Annotated in this window: 18 protein-coding genes; 13 read left to right on the forward strand and 5 right to left on the reverse strand. The window is 62.5% G+C overall.

Translation table 11 applies throughout. The features are described from left to right. Positions 1-274 precede the first annotated feature (274 nt). Positions 275-1,429 carry a cation diffusion facilitator family transporter gene (locus BDD21_RS07280; protein WP_120796590.1) on the reverse strand — a complete coding sequence of 385 codons (1,155 nt, stop codon included), beginning with the start codon at positions 1,427-1,429 and terminating at the stop codon, positions 275-277. A gap of 228 nt (positions 1,430-1,657) precedes the next feature. Here BDD21_RS07280 and glyQ point away from each other — a divergent pair, with 228 nt between their 5' ends. From glyQ to BDD21_RS07300, 4 genes are read left to right on the forward strand one after another with little or no spacing between them, the layout of a single operon-like run. Continuing rightward, positions 1,658-2,563 carry a glycine--tRNA ligase subunit alpha gene (gene glyQ / locus BDD21_RS07285; RefSeq protein ID WP_120796591.1) on the forward strand — a complete coding sequence of 302 codons (906 nt, stop codon included), beginning with the start codon at positions 1,658-1,660 and terminating at the stop codon, positions 2,561-2,563. A gap of 12 nt (positions 2,564-2,575) precedes the next feature. Continuing rightward, on the forward strand, positions 2,576-4,666 hold the full coding sequence (gene glyS, locus BDD21_RS07290; protein ID WP_120796592.1) for a glycine--tRNA ligase subunit beta: 2,091 nt from the start codon (positions 2,576-2,578) through the stop codon (positions 4,664-4,666). 53 nt (positions 4,667-4,719) lie between these two features. Beyond that, entirely contained in the window at positions 4,720-5,265 is a 546-nt protein-coding gene (gmhB, locus tag BDD21_RS07295) for a D-glycero-beta-D-manno-heptose 1,7-bisphosphate 7-phosphatase (RefSeq protein ID WP_120796593.1), read from the forward strand. Then, positions 5,258-6,034 carry a lysophospholipid acyltransferase family protein gene (locus BDD21_RS07300; RefSeq protein ID WP_120799800.1) on the forward strand — a complete coding sequence of 259 codons (777 nt, stop codon included), beginning with the start codon at positions 5,258-5,260 and terminating at the stop codon, positions 6,032-6,034. Before gmhB ends, BDD21_RS07300 begins: the two co-directional genes overlap by 8 nt. On the opposite strand, the gene gyrB is transcribed toward BDD21_RS07300, so the two are convergent. The 4 genes from gyrB to dnaA all read right to left on the reverse strand — a co-directional run bounded on the left by gyrB (position 6,031) and on the right by dnaA (position 12,448). Continuing rightward, positions 6,031-8,436, reverse strand: coding sequence for a DNA topoisomerase (ATP-hydrolyzing) subunit B (gene gyrB / locus BDD21_RS07305; RefSeq protein WP_120796594.1), 2,406 nt, complete (start codon positions 8,434-8,436; stop codon positions 6,031-6,033). The two genes, BDD21_RS07300 and gyrB, sit on opposite strands and share 4 nt — an antisense overlap. A 227-nt stretch (positions 8,437-8,663) precedes the next feature. After that, the gene (gene recF, locus BDD21_RS07310) at positions 8,664-9,800 is read right to left on the reverse strand and encodes a DNA replication/repair protein RecF (RefSeq protein ID WP_120796595.1); all 1,137 of its coding nucleotides are present in this window, start codon (positions 9,798-9,800) and stop codon (positions 8,664-8,666) included. 12 nt (positions 9,801-9,812) lie between these two features. Further along, positions 9,813-10,913: a DNA polymerase III subunit beta gene (dnaN, locus tag BDD21_RS07315; protein ID WP_120796596.1), complete on the reverse strand. Its 1,101-nt coding sequence runs from the start codon at positions 10,911-10,913 to the stop codon at positions 9,813-9,815. A 191-nt stretch (positions 10,914-11,104) separates the two neighbouring features. Next, complete coding sequence (gene dnaA / locus BDD21_RS07320; protein WP_120796597.1) at positions 11,105-12,448, reverse strand: chromosomal replication initiator protein DnaA; 1,344 nt, start codon at positions 12,446-12,448, stop codon at positions 11,105-11,107. 282 nt (positions 12,449-12,730) lie between these two features. Here dnaA and rpmH point away from each other — a divergent pair, with 282 nt between their 5' ends. From rpmH to BDD21_RS07380, 9 genes are all read left to right on the forward strand, one after another. Continuing rightward, positions 12,731-12,865 (forward strand): 50S ribosomal protein L34, encoded by a 135-nt coding sequence (rpmH, locus tag BDD21_RS07325; RefSeq protein ID WP_093034278.1) that lies wholly within the window; start codon positions 12,731-12,733, stop codon positions 12,863-12,865. Beyond that, a complete protein-coding gene (gene rnpA, locus BDD21_RS07330; protein ID WP_120796598.1) occupies positions 12,862-13,260 on the forward strand; it encodes a ribonuclease P protein component in 399 nt (132 codons plus the stop codon). The genes rpmH and rnpA overlap by 4 nt, the downstream gene beginning before the upstream one ends. Next, complete coding sequence (gene yidD / locus BDD21_RS07335) at positions 13,245-13,481, forward strand: membrane protein insertion efficiency factor YidD (RefSeq protein WP_120796599.1); 237 nt, start codon at positions 13,245-13,247, stop codon at positions 13,479-13,481. The genes rnpA and yidD overlap by 16 nt, the downstream gene beginning before the upstream one ends. Beyond that, the gene (gene yidC / locus BDD21_RS07340; protein ID WP_120796600.1) at positions 13,474-15,156 is read left to right on the forward strand and encodes a membrane protein insertase YidC; all 1,683 of its coding nucleotides are present in this window, start codon (positions 13,474-13,476) and stop codon (positions 15,154-15,156) included. Before yidD ends, yidC begins: the two co-directional genes overlap by 8 nt. 19 nt (positions 15,157-15,175) lie before the next feature. Then, positions 15,176-16,513 carry a tRNA uridine-5-carboxymethylaminomethyl(34) synthesis GTPase MnmE gene (gene mnmE, locus BDD21_RS07345; protein WP_120796601.1) on the forward strand — a complete coding sequence of 446 codons (1,338 nt, stop codon included), beginning with the start codon at positions 15,176-15,178 and terminating at the stop codon, positions 16,511-16,513. Between the two features lie 281 nt (positions 16,514-16,794). Further along, positions 16,795-17,025 carry a hypothetical protein gene (locus BDD21_RS07355; RefSeq protein ID WP_120796603.1) on the forward strand — a complete coding sequence of 77 codons (231 nt, stop codon included), beginning with the start codon at positions 16,795-16,797 and terminating at the stop codon, positions 17,023-17,025. Then, positions 17,022-17,498, forward strand: coding sequence for a type II toxin-antitoxin system VapC family toxin (locus tag BDD21_RS07360; RefSeq protein WP_120796604.1), 477 nt, complete (start codon positions 17,022-17,024; stop codon positions 17,496-17,498). The genes BDD21_RS07355 and BDD21_RS07360 overlap by 4 nt, the downstream gene beginning before the upstream one ends. 1,410 nt (positions 17,499-18,908) lie before the next feature. Further along, positions 18,909-21,266, forward strand: a complete 2,358-nt coding sequence (locus tag BDD21_RS28535; protein ID WP_245969461.1) for a protein NO VEIN domain-containing protein — start codon at positions 18,909-18,911, stop codon at positions 21,264-21,266. A 98-nt stretch (positions 21,267-21,364) separates the two neighbouring features. After that, the gene (locus BDD21_RS07380) at positions 21,365-21,580 is read left to right on the forward strand and encodes an AbrB/MazE/SpoVT family DNA-binding domain-containing protein (protein ID WP_120796605.1); all 216 of its coding nucleotides are present in this window, start codon (positions 21,365-21,367) and stop codon (positions 21,578-21,580) included. The last annotated feature ends 75 nt before the right edge of the window (positions 21,581-21,655 follow it).

Here is a 21,655-nt window from a genome sequence, read left to right on the forward strand (position 1 = left end):
TATTGGTCCGATGCACCATCAAAGCATTGTTTAAACAAGGTTATCTTTGGAGCAGCACGCGTCTCGGATTGATCGCGGCCGCCCGAGACCAACCGACGAGGAGCTGGCGGCAAGGCGATACGTCGCCGGCTCCGGCATGGATGCACCTCAATGAGGCTCGGCGAAAAAAAACGCACCGTTATTGTGCGCTAAACCGCATCCCCGCGAAGGGTCGTGGATGCACCAAGCGTCGAATTCACTCGAAAGTGAGCATCTCGCTCTGGACGCGGTTGAGTTACCCGAACAGGATGCGCACATCGCGGAAGGCCGGCTCGTCCTTGATCGCTGCGGCGAGCCGCTCGCGCAGAGCGGCCACATCCGCACCCTGTCGTCGGCACGCGGCAAGCGGAAAATGGACCTCGATATCGATTTGGCCTCGGAGATAATGGAAGACCATTCGTTCACGCTCGTTTGCCTCCGGAATCGCCGACCAAAGCGACGCGAGGCGAGCAAGCGCCTCGGCTCGGAGCGGAAGGCCGACCGGGGGAGGAAACCGATCGTCGTCTTCGGGATCAATATGTACGGTCACATCGGTGATCTCGTCGATCTCACGCTTGAGCCGATGCTCCACCAGAAGGCTGATCATATGCCCTTCGGAGACGCTGACGAGGGGATCGACCAGGACGTGGACGTCGGCCGAAACCTGTCCGGCATAGCGGCGCGTGCGCAGCATATGGATATCGCGCACGCCTCCGACCGAGCGAATCGTCTCCTTGACCGCGTTCAGCCGCTCGGATTCCAGCCCGGTATCGACAAGTTCATTGATCGCTTCCCAGCCGAGCTCCCAACCGATCTTTGCAATCATGATCGCGACCACGACGGCTGCGATCGCATCCAGATAGGCCAAGCCCGCCATGGTCCCGGCAATCCCGACCAGTACGACCACTGAAGAAACCGCGTCTGTACGATGATGCCAGGCGTTGGCGCGCAGCAAATCCGACTTGACCCGCTTGGCATAGCCGAGCGTCCACCAGTAGAGCCATTCCTTGACCAGGATCGATGCCAGAGCCGCAAGCAGGGTCAATGGCTCCGGCTGGAGCAAGGCCGCCGGCTGGAACAGGCGCTCGATGGAATCCCACGCAATGCCGACCGCCACCGCGATGAGCAGCAAACCCAGCAGGAGGGTTGCAACCGTTTCGTAACGGGCGTGCCCGTACGGATGATCGTGATCGGGTCCCTGACTGGCTCGGCGACCGGCCAACAGGACCAGCAGATCGGACAGCAGATCCGAGAGTGAATGGATCCCGTCGGCAACCAGCGCTTGAGAGTGTCCGAATACCCCTGCGATGATCTTCACGACGGACAACACGAGATTGATCGCCGCCCCGACGACGGCCGTGTGCGTCACGGCGTGGCGGCGTTCGGCTGACGCGTCTTTGGGCGTGCGCATGGCGGGAGGAATCAAGGTTGCGTTTGGAGGCCGGCTCGGGGCCGAGGATTCGAGCGGTCGATTGCGCTAGGGTACCAGGCGATGGCGCGTTTTGCGCGCACGGGCGGCCGCGGCGACACGCCATCGCGGATCGGAGGCCATCGGCGATCGCTGTAACTTTGGCGCGATCTCGCCGTTCGGCGCTATACTGCTGGATTTTCGTCAACACTGGGCCGAAGGAGTACGATCTTGAGTCTCGATCGCGAGGATGTCTCGACCTTTCAGGGCCTCGTTTTTGCCCTCGAGCGTTATTGGGCCGAGCAGGGATGCGTCATCCTTCAGCCACTCGACATGGAAGTGGGCGCGGGAACCTTCCATCCGGCAACCTTTCTGCGATCCATCGGGCCAGAGCCTTGGCGCAGCGCCTACGTCCAGCCTTCGCGTCGACCGACCGACGGGCGTTACGGCGAGAATCCGAACCGCCTCCAGCATTACTACCAATACCAGGTCGTGCTGAAACCCTCGCCGCTCGAGATTCAGGATCTTTATCTCGACTCGCTGCGCCGTCTCGGGATCGATCCGCTCGTGCATGATATCCGATTTGTCGAAGACAACTGGGAATCCCCAACCTTGGGTGCTTGGGGGCTCGGCTGGGAGGTTTGGCTCAACGGGATGGAGGTGACGCAGTTCACCTATTTCCAGCAGGTGGGAGGTATCGATTGTCGGCCGGTGACCGGCGAGATCACCTATGGCCTCGAACGGATCGCCATGTACCTGCAGGGTGTGGAGAGCGTCTACGATCTGATCTGGAGCCAGACCCCGGCGGGCGTCGTCACCTACGGCGATGTCTATCATCAAAACGAGGTCGAGCAGTCCGCCTACAACTTCGAGCACGCCGACGTCGATGCCTTGTTCAAGCAGTTCGACACCTGCGAGGCGGTGAGCGCCGCCATGGTCGAGAAGGGGCTCCCGCTGCCGGCCTACGAGCACGTCTTGAAGGCATCGCACACCTTCAACCTGCTCGATGCGCGCGGCGCGATCTCGGTCACCGAGCGGCAGCGGTTCATCCTGCGGGTGCGCACCCTTTCGCGAGCCGTCGCCCAGGCTTATTTCGACCGCCGGGAGGCCCTCGGCTTCCCGATGCTGACCCGCTAACGGGAGACGACTTTGGACGCAACCAGTAACCTTCTGGTCGAGATCGGGACCGAAGAACTCCCTCCGACCGCTTTGCTCGCACTCTCGAACGCCTTTGCCGGGTGTTTTCGCGAGCAACTCGACGGCGCCGGCATCGGCTTCGAGACGATCGAGCCCTTCGCCTCGCCACGTCGACTTGCCCTTTTGGTGCGAGGCATTCTGACCCGGCAGCCCGATCGGGAGATCCTGCGGCGGGGACCTGCCGTGCAATCCGCGTTCGGGCCCGACGGGCTGCCGACCAAGGCCGCCTTGGGTTTCGCCGGGTCGTGCGGTGTGCCGGTCGATGCTCTCGCTCGCGAGGTCACGGACAAGGGCGAATGGCTGGCATTCCGAAGCACGCTGTCCGGCGCGCTCACGACCTCCCTGGTGCCGGATGTGACCGAAGCCGCGCTGGCCCGACTTCCCATCCCCAAACGAATGCGTTGGGGCGAGGGCTCGGAAGAGTTCGTCCGCCCGGTCCACTGGGTCTGCTTACTCCTGGGGACCGAAGCGATACCGGGGCGTATCCTGGGCACCGAGGCCGGTCGCCACACGCACGGACATCGCTTTCATCACCCCGACCCGATCAACGTCCCCGACGCGACGGAATACGCCGAACTCCTGCGCTCGCGGGGTTCGGTCGAGCCGGATTTCAAACGGCGGCGGGATCTGGTACGCAGCCAGGTCGAGGCGCTGGCCGCGGCGAATGGTTTGCGCGCACGGGTCGATGACGCGCTGCTCGACGAGGTCACGGCCTTGGTGGAATGGCCAAGCGCGATTCTGGGCCACTTCGACGCGGCCTACCTCGCCATTCCCCCCGAGGTTCTGATCGAGACGATGCGCTCGAATCAAAAATACTTCCCGGTCGAGGACACCTCGGGTGTCTTGCAAGCTTCCTTCATCACCGTGGCCAACATCGAGAGCCGAGATCCGGATCAGGTCCGTGCCGGCAACGAGCGCGTGATCCGTCCGCGTTTCGCGGATGCGGCCTTTTTTTGGGCCCAAGACCTCAAACAACCGTTGGAAGGATATGCCCAACGGCTCGAGACCGTTGTCTTCCAGGATCGGCTCGGCACGGTCGCCGAGAAGAGCGCCCGAGTAGCGCGCCTGGCACGTGATCTGGCGTCCTCGATCGGGGTCGATCCGGATCTCGCTGCCCGCGCCGCTCGGCTCTCACGCTGCGATCTGGTCACCTCAATGGTCTACGAGTTTCCCGGCCTTCAGGGGACGATGGGGCGCTATTACGCCGAGCACGCGAACGAAGATCCCTGTGTCTGCGCTGCCATGGAAGAGCAGTATCTGCCGAGGTTCGCAGGCGATGTCCTTCCGACGAGCCCGTGCGGAAGGGTCCTGGCGATCGCCGATCGGGTCGATACCCTGGTCGGGATATTCGGCATCGGCTTGCGTCCCACCGGGGCCAAAGACCCTTACGGGCTGCGACGTGCGTCGATCGGCGTGCTGCGCATCCTAATCGAGACCCCCTTGGAGCTCGATCTACGCGAGCTGATTGCTTCGGCGGCATCCGCCTATCCGCAGGGCCTCTTGAGCAAGGATGTCGAGGCTGCTGCGCTGGCGTATGTGATCGATCGTTTGCGCGGCTACTACCATGAGCGTGGTGTCTCCGCGGATACGATCGAGGCGGTGCTCCACACGGGTGTCACTCGACCGACCGATCTGGATGCCCGTCTGGCGGCCGTCACGGCCTTCCGATCCATGAGCGGGTCGGCATCCCTCGCAGCGGCAAACAAGCGCATCCGCAACATCTTAAGCAAGGCAGGGGTCGACATCGAATTCGGCTCGGAGTGTCCGCAAACCAACGGGCAACTGCTCAAAGAGCCTGCCGAGATCCGACTTGCCGCTCGGGTCGAGGAGCTCTCCTCGCTGGTCGTACCCCTCGCCCGTTCCCGTGACTATGTCGGGGTGTTGCATCGTTTATCCGACCTCGAAACCGATCTCGAAGCCTTTTTCGACCAGGTGATGGTCATGGTGGAGGACCCGGATATCCGCGAGAACCGCATCCGACTGCTCAGTTCACTGGCGGGATTGTTCCTCCTGGTTGCGGATATTTCCCGTCTCCAAGAATGATGGATGGGTCAACTCAACGGGCGGTTGCGTTTTGATGTACGAGGGCGGCAGTGATGGTTGATCGGGTCGTGATTCTGGATCGTGACGGCGTCATCAACGAGGATTCGGAGCATTTCGTCAAATCCATCGACGAATGGATCCCTTTGGCGGGCAGCATTGATGCGATCGTGCGTCTCTCCCACGCAGGCTATCGGGTGGCCGTCGCGACAAATCAGTCCGGGTTGGCGCGCGGTCTGCTGACACCGGCGGACCTCGATGCCATGCACCGCAAGCTTCGGGATCTCCTGGCCGAGCAAGGAGGACGGATCGAGATGATCGTCTATTGTCCGCATGGACCCGATGCCGGCTGCGAATGCCGCAAACCGAAACCCGGCATGCTCGAGGAGATCGGAAGGCGACTCTCGGTGAATCTTGCCGGCGTACCCTTTGTCGGCGACTCGCTCGGCGACATCGTTGCGGCGAGGGCTGCCGGGGCCGATCCCTGGATGGTTCGCACGGGAAAAGGGGAAGGCACACTGGCGAGCGGATCCCCTGACCTCGTCGGAGTTCCCGCCTATGCCGACCTCGCGTCCGTCGCCGACGCACTTCTCCATGGATAGGCCGACATTCCGGGAGAGGCTGAATGCCGGTCTGATGCGCGGGGTGACCCTGACCCGTTCCCTGCTGTATCAGGTCGTTCTGGTCGGCTCGGCCCTCGTCTATTCCACCCTTCTTCTCCTCGTCGGTCCGATGGCATCGGACGAACGTCTCGATCGTCTGGCGCAAAGCTGGGCAAAGCTCAATCTCGTGGCATTGAAATGGATCTGCGGCCTGCGCTGCCGCGTCAGTGGACTGGACAGATTGCCTGTCGAGAACGCGATCGTTTTGAGCAAACATCAGTCGGCATGGGACATCCTCGCGCTGAGGGCCGTGCTGCCGATTCGCCAGAGCTGGGTCTTGAAGCAGGAGTTGATGCGCATCCCGGTCTTCGGGGCCGGTTTGAGGCGCCTGCACTGCATTCCGATCGACCGGGCCGCGGGACGTCGAGCCATCGTGGAGCTGGTGCGCGAAGGTCTGCGGAACCTGCAGAGCGGGCGGTGGGTGATCGTCTTCCCGGAAGGTACGCGCACGGCACCGGGCTGTCGCCGCCCGTACGCTATCGGCGGGGCTGTCTTAGCCGAGCGCAGCGGTAAACCCGTCGTGCCGATCGCGCACAATGCGGGTTCCTTCTGGGGACGGCAGAGCATCAGCAAGACACCCGGGACGATCGACCTGGTCATCGGCCCGACCATCCCGACGGCGGGGCGGAGCGCTGCCGAGATCAATGCGGCGGTCGAAGAATGGATTGAGTCGACGGTCGCTGCATTGCCTGGACCGGACGCGGTTTAGACGTCCAGATTCTCGACGTTGAGCGCATTGCGCTCGATGAATTCACGCCTCGGCTCGACGTGATCGCCCATCAGGGTGGTGAAGATCTGGTCGGCACCCACGGCATCCTCGATGGTCACCCGCAACAGGCGCCGAGTCTCGGGATTCATTGTGGTATCCCAGAGCTGGTCGGGATTCATCTCGCCAAGTCCTTTGTAGCGCTGAATGCTGTGTCCGCGCTGCGCCTCGGCGAGCAGCCAGCGGATCCCTTCGCCCAACTCGGTAATCTCCTTACGGCGTTCGCCGCGCGCAATGTAGGCTCCCGGCTCGATCAAGCCAGCGACCTTTCGGCCGTAATCCAGGATCTTTGCGTAGTCCGCCGTGTGGAAGAAGTCCAGCGGGATGATGCGGCTCTCCGGAATGCCATGGATCAAACGAACCAACTCCAGCGCGCCAGGACGAAGCGATGTCGGATCGGTGAGACGGAGCTGGTAGTGCAACGAAAGCGACTTGAGCTGATTCAATCGCCGCTCCATGTCGTTGCGCCAATCGGAGAAGGCTCCGGCATCAGCCAGCAGCGCATCGTCGAGCGGTGGCGCCTTGGCCAGCTCGTCGAGAAAGACCGCGTCGTAGCGTGTCGATAGACGCTTGATGATCCCGACGAACACTTGATAGTCCCGCGCGAGTGTTTCGAGCGCGGTACGGGCCAAGGGCACCGTGTCCGCATTGACGTGGAGGTCGGCACCGTCCAGCGCAGCCTGGAGCATCGCGCGGTTCAGGGCCGCATCGTCGAGCAGGTACTCCTCCTGCTTCCCCTTCTTGATCTTGTAGAGCGGCGGCTGTGCGATGAAGATATGGCCGCGTTCCACCAGCTCCGGCATCTGACGATAAAAGAAGGTCAACAGAAGCGTTCGAATATGAGCGCCGTCGACGTCGGCGTCCGTCATGATGATGATTCGGTGATAACGGAGATTGTCCGGGTTGTATTCTTCGCGCCCGATCCCGCATCCCAGCGCCGTAATGAGGGTACCGACCTCGGCAGAGGACAACATCTTGTCGAAACGGGCCTTCTCGACGTTCAGGATCTTTCCCTTGAGCGGAAGGATCGCTTGGAAGGCCCGGTCACGCCCTTGTTTGGCCGAACCGCCTGCGGAATCACCCTCGACCAGATACAGCTCCGAGTTGGCCGGGTCCTTTTCCTGGCAGTCGGCAAGCTTGCCCGGCAACCCTGCAACATCGAGCACGCCCTTGCGTCGCGTCATCTCACGGGCTTTGCGGGCCGCCTCGCGAGCCCGCGCGGCCTCGAGCATCTTGTTGGCGATCGCTTTCGCCTCCGCCGGCTGCTCCTCGAGAAAGATGTTCAACTGCTCGACGACGAGTGACTCGACGATCGCCTTCACCTCGGAGGAGACCAGCTTGTCTTTCGTCTGGGACGAGAACTTCGGGTCCGGCACCTTCACGGACAGGACCGCGGTCAAGCCTTCGCGCGCGTCGTCGCCGACCGGACGGATCTTCTGGTTGCGGTCGAGACCTTCGCGCTCGATATAGCCGTTCAAGGTCCGGGTCAGCCCGGCACGCAGTCCGGCCAGATGGGTGCCGCCGTCCTTCTGCGGGATGGTGTTGGTGTAGCAGAAGATCGTCTCTTGATAGCCGTTGTTCCACTGAATCGCCAACTCGACCGTGACGGATTGCCGCTCGGCGGTGAAATGGATCACGCTCGGGTGGATCGGCTCTTTGTTCTGGTTCAGGTGCTCCACAAAGGCCCGGATGCCGCCCTGGTACTCGAAGATGTCCTCTCGGCCGGTTGCCTCTTCGAACAACTCTATACGCACACCGGAGTTGAGGAACGAAAGCTCGCGAAGTCGCTTAGCCAGGATGTCGTAATGGAACTCGATGTGGGTAAAGGTCTGGTCCGACGGATAGAAGCGGATTTCCGTTCCCGTTGCATCGGTGTCTCCAACGAGCTTGAGCGGGTACTGAGGTTCTCCGAGGTGGTACTCCTGCTGATACAGGCGCCCCCCCCTGGATATCTTCAAAAAAAGGCGATCGGAGAGAGCGTTGACGACCGACACGCCCACACCGTGGAGCCCTCCCGAGACCTTGTAGGAGTTGTCGTCGAACTTTCCCCCGGCATGGAGGACCGTGAGGATCACCTCGGCCGCCGACCTTTGTTCCTCGGAATGGATATCCACGGGGATCCCGCGCCCGTTGTCGGTCACGGAAACCGAGCCGTCATCGTGCAGGATGACACGGATGTTGTCGCAATGGCCGGCAAGGGCTTCATCGATGGAGTTGTCGACGACCTCGAAGACCATGTGGTGGAGACCGGTGCCGTCATCCGTATCGCCGATGTACATGCCCGGCCGCTTACGGACCGCGTCGAGTCCGCGAAGGACTTTGATGCTCGTTGAATCGTAGGTCATGTGGCCTGGTCGAAATGCTGGATCGGTGGGAGGGCTCGCAAACGCTGGCTGCGCGACCGTTGATGGATCGCCGCATCACGCCTTTTTTGGAAGCATGGTGCGCCCCGCTGTCGGTGAGGTGGACGCCGGGGCAAGGCTGCTGCCTGAACACCCCCATTATACGGGAACGGGCGCCGAAGCGCCTTAAGGGCGGCGGGTGCGGATATGGGCAGTGGACGGTGAGGCCGTCAAACCGAGGACAACCTCGTCGGGGTAAGATCGACGATCGCAGGTGGGGTGAGGACGCCATGTTCCACGTGGAACATGGCGTCCGGCATCGTGGATCCATCGGCGATGCCCCCGGACTCGGCGCTCAAGCGTGCGATGAACAGCTGTGCGACCGACTCTCCGAGCACCCGCCAGAGTCGATCAGCGGTGCCTTTGTCGAGCTCGGCATCGACGTCGTCGAGGAGCCAGAGCGACGGCGCGAGCCCGGTCATTCGGTGAACACGTTCTGCCGCGAGCTGAAGAAGACAAACGACCACCTTTGCCTGGCCACGGGAGAGCCTCGATGGAGATCCGTCGCGGCCGATCCTGATATCGGCCCGGTGTGCGCCCGCGAGGGTCTGACCGCGTTGTATCTCCGCGCTCCGCCCCCGCTCCAGGATGTCCAACAAGTCGCTATCCTCCGGCCAACCGCGCTCGAAGAACAAATCGCACCCGTCTAGGAACGCAAAGTCGTCTGCGAGCGTTCTGAACTGGGCGCGCCACCGCTCCAGGAAAGCCACGCGTTTGCCTGTTATTTGGCCCGAAAGGTCGACGAATGCCGCATCCCAAGTCGACACGCGAGCGCCGCCTTGCCGGAGTGCCGCATTTCGCTGGGCGAGGACACGCCGAAGATCCGCCCGCAGCCGACCAAGCTGATGTTCCACGTGGAACACATTCCAGTCCAAAAGCCCGCGTCTGAGTGTCGGCTCCCCCTCCAACAGAATCTGAGGATTCTCCCCGACAAGCTTGACCCGCAGGGGGCTGTCGCTCGGTGGTAGCGAACCCAACGGGACACTGTTATACCGTCTCAGACTTCCCCGACCGCTTCGCTCAAAGACCAAAATCGAGTCGCTCGACGAATCCACCTCCCGAAACCGCCCTTCGATCAGCGTTCGACGCTCACCGTCGGTCGTGAGGGAACCCGCCTTGCGTCCACGAAAACTCCGGCCTCGAGCCAAAAGATAAACCGCTTCAAGCAGCGTTGTCTTTCCCGCACCGTTGTCCCCGGTCAAGAGGATCCGTTGCGACTTCTCCCGCAGGTCCAGATCCACGCTCCGGAGGTTTCTTAGATTCCTGATCCGCAGCGTCAAAAGCCGCGGACCTGTCAAACCGTCCATGAACTCCGCAGATCACAACCGCATCGGCATGACGACATAGGTTTCGTCCTCCGCCGCGAGACCACGCCAAACAGAGCTGCTCCCCGCATCGCTGAATCGAACCTCGATCTCCGTGCCCTCGACCGCACCCAAGACATCGGACAAATAGGCAACATTGAAACCGATCGCGACGGGCTCGCCGCTGTAGTCGAGCTCGATCTCCTCCTCCGCCTCCTCCTGCTCGGGATTGTGAGCCTGCAGCCGTAGGACGCCCTCCTCGAACGCCAAACGAACGCCACGATATTTCTCGTTCGACAGAATCGAGGTCCGTGCCAAGGCGCGCTTCAAGGCATCGTTACTCACCCTGGCCACCTTTCCGAGCTCGCGCGGGATAACCCGATCGTATTCCGGATAACGTCCGTCGACCAACTTGGAAGTCATGATCATGCCCCCGACCGCAATCCGAATGCTCCTCGAACCGACCGAAACCGTCACTTCCTCGTCGGTGGATGCCAATTGTCGCCGAAGCTCGAGGATTGTCTTGCTCGGTACGATGACCTGGACGCGTTCCGGCACATCCAAATCCAGGGTCCGATGAAATTTCGCCAATCGATGCCCGTCGGTGCCGACGGCCGTGATCCCGGTGCGTTCCCACTCGAGCAGTAGACCGTTCAGGTAATAGCGCACGTCCTGTTGGGCCATCGCGAACGAGGTTTTATCGAGAATCTGACGCAGGACGCCCTCCGGAACCTTCACCTCCACACCATCGATGTCGGCATCCATCAGCGGGAAGTCCGCCGCGGGCAAAGCACCGAGGGTAAACCGACCGCGTCCCGCAGTGACCAGGCAACGCTCGTTGTTCAGTCGAAACCGAATCTCCGTCCCTTCAGCCAGATTCCGGCAAATATCCATCAGCTTTCTAGCCGGAAGCGTGGTCTCACCCACCCCCGGCACCGTGGCGGTACAGCTCGTCCTCACCTCGACCTCTAAATCCGTTCCGCAAATATCGAGGCGGTCTTCGCGAGCGGACAACAAGAGGTTCCCGAGGATCGGGAGCGTTTGGCGTCGTTCCACCACACCGACGACTTTACTGAGCACAGGCAACAAGCGTTCACGGCTGACGACAAGCTCCATCGTGATCTCCTAAAACTTAAGTAATTTAAAAAACCTGTAGTAATAAGGGCTGTGCATGAGTGCAGGAGCGCCCACAACTGACCTTGGATCAGCGACATCGGCGTGCTCGACCGAAGACACAACCTCTGGGCAGTCTGTGTATAAGTTTCGACTCAAACCGCCTTCGATTTCTGTCAACACGCTATCCACAGCTATGAGGTCAGAGTTCTCAACAGGTTCTTGTAGTCCTCTTCGATCGATGCGTCGCTGTCGCGAAGATTCTTGATCGTCCGGGTCGCGTGCAGGACGGTCGTATGATCACGTCCTCCGAAGGCCCGTCCGATCTCGGGTAGACTGTGCTTCGTCAGCTCCTTTGCGAGCGCCATGGCGACCTGACGCGGGCGAGCGATCGAGCGACTGCGTTTCGCCGAGATCATGTCGGAGGTTCTGAGCTTGTAGTACTCGGCCACGGTCTTCTGGATATTCTCGATACTGACCTGTTTGTCCTGTGCGGCCAGCATGTCCCGAAGCGCATGTTTTGCCAGCTCCATGCTGATGGGTTTGCCGGTGAACTGAGCGTTGGCAACCAGACGTCGGAGCGCCCCTTCGAGCTCGCGAATGTTCGAGCGAATCCGCCGCCCGACGAAAAAGGCGACATCCTCCGGCAGATCCACACCCCAGAGGCTCGCTTTGCTGTGCAGAATCGCGACACTGGTTTCGAGGTCCGGCGGCTCGATGGAAACCGTCAGTCCCCAACCGAAACGGGATTTAAGCCGCTCTTCAAGGCCTACGACCTCCTTCGGAAAACGGTCGCTGGAGAGGACAATCTGTTGGCGGGACTCGAACAGTGCGTTGAAGGTGTGAAAAAACTCCTCCTGTGATCGCTCCTTCCCCGCAAAGAACTGAACATCGTCGATCAGCAGGGCGTTGACCGAGCGATAGGTCTTCTTGAACTCGTCGATTCGGTTGTGCTGAAGCGCCTTGATCATCTCGGCCACGAACCGCTCCGAGTGCAGATAAACGACCCGAGCGTTCGGGTTGGTCGCGAGGACGATGTTGCCGACGGCATGCATCAGATGTGTTTTGCCGAGCCCAACGCCGCCGTAGATGAAAAGCGGGTTGTATGCGGTACCCGGATTCTGTCCGATCTGGATCGATGCCGCCCGGGCGAGCTGGTTGGATTTACCCTCGACGAAGCTGTCGAACGTGAAATCCGCGTTCAAATTGGCACTCGCCCGCCGCGCGGCCAACTCACCGTCTGCATCCACGGGAACGGCGGCGGTGGAGATCTGGGCCGGCGTGCCATTCGAGGTGGAGTCTAAACCCCCGACCTCGAAGCTCAGCCTCGCGATCGCACCGTCGCTGTAGGCACGGCACAGGTCAAGCAGCCGCCCCTCGTAATGCTGGCGCGTCCAATCCAAGACGAACCGGTTCGGCGCGAACAACCGCAACCGACCCTCGTCCACCCGCGCCTGCAACGGCAGGATCCAGGTGTTGAACTCAGCCGAGGTCAACTCTCCTTTCAGTTGTCTGACACACTGTTCCCATACTCCCACGGTGGACTCCCAAAAACCCGCTTGCTGTTGTCGAGCAGGACCGTCGATCGCTCCGGCGCTCCTGATGGCTCGGCCGATCGGTCCGGAGGTTTCCCTCGCTGACCTCTCCCCGATCCGGTGTTGCGGCAGTCTAGCCTCCCGGACGAGACTTATCCACAACCGGTCGCCCAGAGCCCGAACCCTATCGGCATTGACTTTCAGGCGGAAATTGCTTATGTTTCCGCGCCTTTTAAGGCGGGGCTCAGCCGAGTCCCGGACGACGCGACTTCCGGAGCACCGAGCATGAAACGCACCTTCCAACCCAGCCGCATCAAGCGCGCGCGGACCCATGGTTTTCGCGCGCGCAGCGCGACCAAAAACGGCCGAAAGGTCCTCAATGCCCGCCGCGCCAAGGGTCGCGTGCGCCTGATCCCCTGAACCGCGCGGAGGATCGCGCCGAGCCGCCCGCGGAGCCGGATCAGACCTTTCCGCGGACCTGTCGACTCACCCTTTCCCGACAGTTTCGTGACGTCTTTGCCGAACCGCGGCGCCGCGGCGGCGCCGGCTTCCTCGTGCTGTACCGCGAGAATCAATTGGAGCATCCACGACTCGGGCTCGCGATCGCGAAGAAGTGCGCGCGCCGCGCCGTCGACCGAGCCCGTTTGAAACGGATCGTTCGCGAAAGCTTCCGGCTCAATCGCTCGCGCCTCGGCGGCTGGGATATCGTTGTGCTGTGCGCGTCCGGCGCGCCGGCCATGCCGAATCAGCGCTTGTTCGCCACCCTCGCCCGCGCCTGGGATACCATCGAGAAACAACCATGCGTCGAATCTTGATCGTCCTGATCCGCGCCTATCAGTACGGCATCAGTCCGCTCCTCGGGCCGCATTGCCGATTCCATCCCTCCTGCTCGCACTACGCCGTCGAGGCGATCGAGCGCCACGGATTCCTGCACGGCGGCTACCTGGCGATGCGCCGGGTGTCCCGCTGCCACCCCTGGCACGAAGGCGGCTTCGATCCAGTTCCAACCGAAAGGCAGACCAGTTCTCATGGATAACCAGCGTTTAATCCTGTTTTTCGCCCTGGCCGCCGTAGTGTTTCTCATCTACTCGGCCTGGATGGAAGACTACGGGCGCCCGGCTCAGCCGCAGGTGGCGCAGGAGCGCGGTCTGACGGTCGATGCATCCGCCCCCTCCTCCGCGGCGCCGGATGTCCCGCAGGTCGCGACGACCCCCGATGCCATTACCGCCGGCATGTCTGCCGCCGAAGCGTCGACGTCACCGACCGAGATCCCGGTCCGGGTCGAGACCGACGTCTTCCACATCGAGATCTCCCCGCGCGGTGGAACCCTCTCCGCGGCCTGGTTGTTGGATTACGCGACCGTCGCGGAGCGTCCGGACGAACCCTTCCAGTTGCTCAAGCCCGTTCCCCCGAACATGTTTATTGCCCAGTCGGGGCTGCTGGGCGAAGACCCCTCATTGCTGCCGACACATGAGGCGATCTTCGAGGCCACTCAGTCCGTCTATCGGCTCGGGCCGGACGAGAAGACCCTCGATGTCGAATTGGTTTGGGTCAGCGACACCGGCATCGAGGTCCGCAAACGCTACAGCTTCGAGCGCGGCAGCTATGTCGTGCGCACCAGCCAGTCGATCACCAACACGACCGACGCGCCTCTCGTCGCGCGCCAGTACAACCAGCTCCAGCGCACGGATCTCTACGATCCGAACGAATCGCGCTTCATCCACACCTTCACCGGTGCCGTCTATTACAGCCCGGAGGACAAGTACAAGAAGGTGTCGTTCGACGACATGCGCAAAGGCAAGCTCGACCGGAGTGTCGCCGACGGCTGGATCGCCATGATGCAGCACTACTTCCTGGCGGCTTGGATCCCGCCGGCGGGCGTGCTCGAGACCTTTTATACGAACGTCCTCGCCGACTCGCGCTACATCATCGGCAAGTACTCGCCCGCGGTCAGCATCGCGCCCGGCGCAACCCACGTCTTCGAGAACGAGCTCTTTGTCGGTCCGAAGCTCCAAGACCAGCTTGCGGGCGTGGCTCCGGGGCTGGAGCTGGCGGTCGACTACGGTTGGCTCACCGTCATCGCGCAGCCGATCTTCTGGGTGCTCAGCAAGATCTACTGGGTGGTCGGGAATTGGGGTTGGTCGATCATCTTCCTCACGATCCTGATCAAGCTGGCCTTCTACAAACTCTCCGAGACCAGCTACAAGTCGATGGCCAACATGCGTCAGCTGGCGCCTCGACTGCAGGCATTGAAAGATCGCTACGGCGACGACAAGCAACGCCTGAACCAGGCCATGATGGAGATGTACAAGACCGAGAAGATCAACCCGCTCGGCGGCTGTCTGCCGATCCTGATCCAGATCCCGGTCTTCATCGCGCTTTACTGGGTCCTGCTCGAGAGCGTGGAGCTGCGCTATGCGCCCTTCATCCTCTGGCTCGACAATCTCTCGGCGCCCGACCCCTACTTCATCCTGCCGCTGATCATGGGTGTCTCCATGTTCGTGCAGATGAAGCTGAATCCGCCGCCGCCGGATCCGATGCAGGCGAAGATCATGATGGCCTTGCCGTTCGTCTTCACGGTCTTCTTCGCCTTCTTCCCGTCGGGCCTGGTGCTCTACTGGACCGTCAACAATCTCCTGTCCATCGCGCAGCAATGGCACATCACCCGCACGATCGAGAAGCAGGCGGCCGCGGCCAAACGGAAGAAGTAGACCCTGTGGGTCGAGCGCAATGGTGACAGACACCATTGCAGCCGTCGCCACCCCGCCCGGATTCGGCGGGGTGGGCATCGTGCGGGTGAGCGGCAGCGGTGTTTCCCGTATTGCCACCGCCGTGCTCGGCCGGCTTCCTGCTGCGCGATCCGCGAGCTTCGCGACCTTCCGCGATGCTTCGGGCGCCTTCATCGACCAAGGCATCGTCCTTTACTTTCCCGCACCGGCATCCTTCACCGGCGAGGATGTCCTCGAGCTACAGGGCCACGGCGGCCCGGTCGTGTTGGATCTTCTGGTCCAGCGCTGCCTCGAACTCGGCGCCCGCCCTGCCCGCCCCGGAGAGTTCTCCGAGCGCGCCTTTCTCAACGGCAAGATCGATCTCGCGCAGGCCGAGGCCATCGCGGATCTCATCGAAAGCTCGACCGCGCTCTCCGCCCGGCTCGCCGGACGCAGCCTGCAGGGGGTCTTCTCGCAGAAGATCGACGACCTCATCGAGCGCCTCATCCGCATGAGGACCTACATCGAGGCCACGCTCGACTTTCCCGATGAAGAGCTCGATCTCGCTGCCGATCTCGGCGTCTCCGACGATCTTCGGATCCTCATCGGCCTCACAAGCGAGGTTATGGGTGCCGCGCGTCTGGGGCAGGTCATTCGAGATGGTCTCGCGGTCGTCATCGCCGGCCCGCCAAACGCTGGAAAATCCAGTTTGCTCAATGCCCTGTCCGGACAGGATGCCGCCATCGTCACCCCGATCCCGGGCACCACGCGCGATCTGCTGAAGCTCGATATCCAGGTCGACGGATTGCCCATTCGGATCGTCGATACCGCGGGGCTGCGTCACAGCGAAGACCTCGTTGAGCGCGAAGGCGTGCGGCGAGCGCGTGAGCAAATCGACCAAGCCGACCTGGTCCTCTGGGTCTACGACGCCGCCGAAGGCCCGGATCCGCTGACCCGCGAGAGCCTCCCGGCACGCGTTCCGGTCACCCGCGTCCGCAACAAGATCGACCTCTACGGCATGCCGCCCGGATCGAGCGAGGTGGAGACGGGCACGGAGATCGCCCTCTCCGCGAAGACCGGAGAAGGGCTCGACCTCTTGCAGTCCCACCTGAGGGATCGAGCAGGTCTCGGTGCCCTGACCGAAGGCGCCTTCGTTGCGCGGCGACGCCACCTTGATGCCCTGCATCGCGGCCTCGCTCATTTACGATCGGCCCAAGACGCACTCGCGCAGGCAGCAGGCGCAGAGTTGGTGGCCGAGGATCTGCTTCAGGCCCAGCACGCCTTCGGCGAGATCACCGGCCGCTTTACCTCGGAAGACCTGCTCGGACGGATCTTCTCGAGCTTCTGTATCGGAAAGTAAAGCCTGCTCCGCGCGTATTGACAGGTTGCTCTGCGCCTGTCAAAACGCGGGTGAAGCCGTGCTCAAAACGCCGGCCACTGCGATGACTTTGCGCCGTGGGGTGGACAAGCGCAGCGCAGTCCACCAGCGCCGGAGCGGGGTTCGGTGGACTTCGCTCGCGCTCGTCCACCCTACCGGCCGGGCTTGGTTTGAAGGAACCGGCGTGCGGGTGCCGCGATCGAAAACGATCGCGGCCGCGCTCTTTACAGGCTGAACAGTGGAACCCATCGAGGAACCGATTTATGAACATCGAGGCAGACGTCGAAGAAGACGGTACTGTGACGATTCAGGTCCCGAGGCGATATCGCGGTAAGCGTATCCGCGTCAGCATCCAAGAAGCCGACGAGCAGGCAGCCTCTGCGCAATGGAGCAAGCTGTCGGAGGTGTTGGACGGACTCGATCAGCTCGGCACGCACAGCCGCAGCCATCTTCAAATCATCGACGAGCTTAAAAGGTTTCGCGAGGGATCATGAAACTCGCATACGTTGACGCCTGTGTCTGGATCAGCCTGGTCGAGGGGCTCACCACCTATCATCCCAAGATCCGCGCTGCATTGAAGACTCTGGCCTTGGACAATTGGGTCCTCTGCACATCCGACGCGGTCCGATTGGAAGTGTTGATCGGTCCGTTGCGAAAGAAGCAAGCACCCTTGGCGATGGCCTACCGCGCCATCCTGGAGACCACCCCTGTCCTGAAGACACCCAAGTCGGTGTTCACCGATGCCCTATCGATCGCGGAAAGCGAGCGCCTCAAGGCGATGGATGCGGTGCATATCGCGATCGCAAATCACTATGGCTGCGGCCGATTCGTCACGACCGATCCGCACTTCGTGTCGCTTTCCCTCCTGACACCCCTCTGGATCGACCTGAACAGCACGGATGTCCCCGAGGACTCCGAGGACTCCGGCGACGAAGCCTCCGGCGCGGACGATGATCGCGCGCGCTGATCAGGCAGTTGGAGGCGCACCGACGACTCTAGAGGCAGTCGGCGCCTATCCGCCAAGTGTGCGACACTTCCGGACAGACGAAGAACACGGACGCTCCGACCATGCAGCTCGAACAGCTTCAGCCCAGCGCCATGATTCGGGGCATCCTCCCGGATGCTCTGGTCGAAGTCGTGAGCGTCAAGTGGTTCGGATCCGAGGCGTTGGAGCTGACCTACAAGACGCCGACGGGCAAGGTCGCCAACGAGATCCTCTACCGCGATGACGAGTCCCGCCTGGAACTGGCGGAGCAGGGCCGTCCTTGGAGCTTCGACGGCGACGGCGCGCTCTTCCGCCTGGTCTCGGAGGCGCACCGCATCCGCCTGGCGCATCTGTTCGACCCGGTGCTGGCGGTGCACACCTCGCTGGTCGATCCGCTCCCGCACCAGGTCACCGCGGTCTACGAGGCGATGCTGCCGCGCCAGCCGCTGCGTTTTCTGCTGGCCGACGATCCCGGCGCCGGCAACTGGTTCCTCGAAACCAACCTGGTCATCGCCCGACTCGACAAGCTCTCGCGCAACGAGGAGGTGCAGCAGAAACTCAAGGCCCCGGACTGCCGTTGGGATCTGGTGGTCTGCGACGAGGCCCATAAGATGTCCGCCACCATCTTCGGCAACGAGGTCAAATACACCAAGCGCTACCGCCTCGGCCAACTGCTCTCGACCCTGACACGTCACTTCCTGCTGATGTCGGCCACGCCCCACAACGGCAAGGAGGAAGACTTCCAGCTCTTCATGGCGCTGCTCGACGGCGACCGCTTCGAGGGCAAGTTCCGCGACGGCGTGCACACCGCCGATGTCTCGGACCTGATGCGCCGGATGGTCAAGGAGAGCCTGCTCAAGTTCGACGGTACGCCGCTCTTTCCCGAGCGCATCGCCCACACGGTCCCCTATAAGCTCTCCGACGCCGAAGCCGCCCTGTATCAGGCGGTCACGGCCTATGTGCGCGAGGAGTTCAATCGTGCCGAGGCACCCGAGAACGAAGTCGCCGCCCTCGAAGAGACCATCCTCGACCAAGCCACCGCGGCACGCTCGATCGCCGAGCTGCGCATCGAGATCGCCACGCTTCAGCATCTCGAAGCACAAGCGCTCGCCGTCTGCCGCAGCGGCACCGACACCAAGTGGCGCGAGCTGGCCAGCCTGCTGGGCGAGATCTTTACCACCGCCGCCTTGGCCGACCGCGCCGAGGAGCCCAAGGTCCCCTATGGCGCGGGTCCGATCCCGCCGCCCACGCCGTCGCCGCATCAGAAGCTCGTCATCTTCACCGAACATCGCGACACCCTGAACTATCTGGAGGGCCGCATCACCACCTTGCTCGGGCGCAAGGATGCCGTGGTCATCATCCACGGCGGGATCGGCCGCGAGGCGCGCCTTAATGTCCAGGAGTCCTTCAAGCACGACCCCCGAGGTCCAGGTCCTGCTCGCCACCGACGCGGCCGGCGAGGGCATCAACCTGCAGCGCGCGCATCTCATGGTCAATTACGACCTGCCCTGGAATCCGAACCGCTTGGAGCAGCGCTTCGGGCGCATCCACCGCATCGGCCAGACCGAGGTGTGCCATCTGTGGAACCTGGTCGCCGAGGAGACCCGCGAGGGCGACGTCTACCGCCGGCTGCTGGAGAAGCTCGAGCAGGCGCGCCAAGCCCTCGGCGGGCAGGTCTTCGACGTGCTCGGCAAGCTCCAGTTCGAGGGTAAATCACTGCGCGACCTGCTGATCGAGGCGATCCGCTACGGCGAACGGCCCGAGGTCCAAGCCTTCCTCACCACCGTGCTCGATACGGCACTCGACCGCGGTCACCTGCAGGGCCTGCTCGAAGAGCGTGTTCTGGCCCACGATGCCATGGATGCCAGCGGCGTGCAGCGTATCCGCGAGGAGATGGAGCGCGCCGACGCCCGCCGTCTGCAACCGCACTACATCGAGTCCTTCTTCTTTGACGCCTTCAAACGACTCGGCGGCACGGCCAAGCAGCGCGAGCCCCGGCGTTACGAGATCACCCACGTCCCCGCCGCCGTGCGCAACCGCGATCGCCTGATCGGCATCGGCGAACCGGTGCTGCCGCGCTACGAGCGCATCGCCTTCGACAAATCTCTGGTCGCCCCGCAGGGTCAGCCCCTGGCCGCCTTCGTCTGCCCCGGCCATCCGCTGCTCGACGCCGTCATCGATCTCACCCTGGAGCGCAACCGCGACCTGCTCAAGCGCGGCACCCTGCTGGTGGACGAGCGCGACCTCGGCACCGCGCCGCGCGTGGTGTTCTATCTGGAGCACGCCATCCAGGACGCCGGAGTCACCCGCTCGGGCGAGCGCCGGATGGTCTCCAAGCGCATGCTTTTTGTAGAAGTGAGGAGCGAGGAGCGAGGAGAGAGAAACGAGAAAAGAGAAGTTAGGAGCGAGAAAAGAGAAGGCAGGAGTGAGGGGCATGCATTATCGAGAGACTGTGGTTTGGCAGAAGGCCATGTTCGCGGCTCGGGAGGTCTATCGACTCGTCCCGCTTCTCCCGAAGGAAGAGATGTACGGGATGCGTTCCCAGATCACGCGGTCCGCGGTTTCAATGCCGGCGAACATCGCGGAGGGATGGACGCGAGAGGGGATCCGGGAGAAAACGCAGTTTCTGGCGATCGCCCACGCCTCGCTGGCGGAAACCGAGACCCTGCTGACCCTGTGCGAGGATCTCGGCTGGTTTCCGAAGGCGGAAACGGCCCTACTTCGAGGTTTGCTGGACGAAGTCAGCCGGATGTTGACCGTCATGCGCCGCAAACACCGCCAAACCTAAACACCGATGTCCCACCCGGACCTCACTCCTCACTTCTCTCTCCTCGTTTCTCTCTCCTCGCTTCTCGTTTCTCACTCCTCTTTTCTCACCTCGCCTACGCGCCCTATCTCGACTACCGACCGCCGGCGCCGGACGAGCCGGGGATCGACGCCATCCTCGACCGCCCCGAGTGCCGATGGATCGACCGCGAGCTGGAGAAAAAGGCGCAGGGTCATGCCATCGCCCACGTGGTGCCGGAGCATCTAGCCGAGGTGAAGGCGCGCAAGCTCGACCTGATCGCCAAGACCGAGGCGGCGGTGAAGGACCGTCTCACCAAAGAGATCACCTACTGGGACCATCGCGCCGAGGAGTTGAAGCTCCAGGAGTCGGCCGGTAAGCCCAACGCCAGGCTCAACTCGGGCGAAGCACGCAAGCGCGCCGACCTCCTGCAAGGGCGGCTGCAAAAGCGACTGCAAGACCTGAAGCTGGATGCCCAGCTCTCGCCGCTCCCGCCGGTGGTCCTCGGCGGTCTGTTGGTGGTGCCGATCGGGCTGATCCGCGCCATGACCGGACAAACCGGCACCGAACCGACCCATCCGATCGACACCCAAGCGAGCGCCGCCAGTGCCCGCGCCATCGTCATGGCGGTCGAGCGCGGCCTCGGCTTCGATCCGACCGACCGCGAATTCGAGAAGCTCGGTTACGACATCGAGAGCCGCGTCCCGGGAACCGGAAAACTGCGCTTCATCGAGGTCAAGGGCCGGGTGTCGGGCGCCGAGACCATCACGGTGACGCGCAACGAGGTCCTCTACTCGCTGAATAAGCCCGACGATTTCATCCTCGCCATGGTGGAGTTTCTCGAGGGCGACACACACCGAGTGCACTACCTTCGACAACCGTTTCGGCGGGAGCCGGACTTCCATGCCAACAGCGTGAATTACGACTTCGCTGAATTACTGAGTCGCGCGGAGGCGCCGCGATAGTCTCCGCGCCACCTTAACCGCGTCGTCGAGGAGACTGCTTAACGGATGCGAGGACCTTCCCTGCCACGTCCCCCTGATCTTGAAACGAGGCGGTTCCGATGCTCACCAGCAAACTCACCAGCAGAGCGCAAACCACCATTCCTCAGCCTGTGCGCCTCGCGCTTGATCTCCATCCCGGAGACGAGATCCTGTATCGCATCGACGAGGGGCAGGTCATCCTGAGCAAGGCGCACCCCATCAGGCGCGATGACTCCTTCAAGACCTTCGATGAATGGGATTCCGAGGAGGATCGCCAAGCCTATGCGGACCTCTGATCGACACGCCGATGTTCGACGCGCAAACCGGCGCCGCCGCTCGCGCCAAAGCGAAGACAGGATATCCGTGCTCAA

Origin of the sequence: Thiocapsa rosea, assembly GCF_003634315.1 — a bacterium.
Classification (GTDB): domain Bacteria; phylum Pseudomonadota; class Gammaproteobacteria; order Chromatiales; family Chromatiaceae; genus Thiocapsa; species Thiocapsa rosea.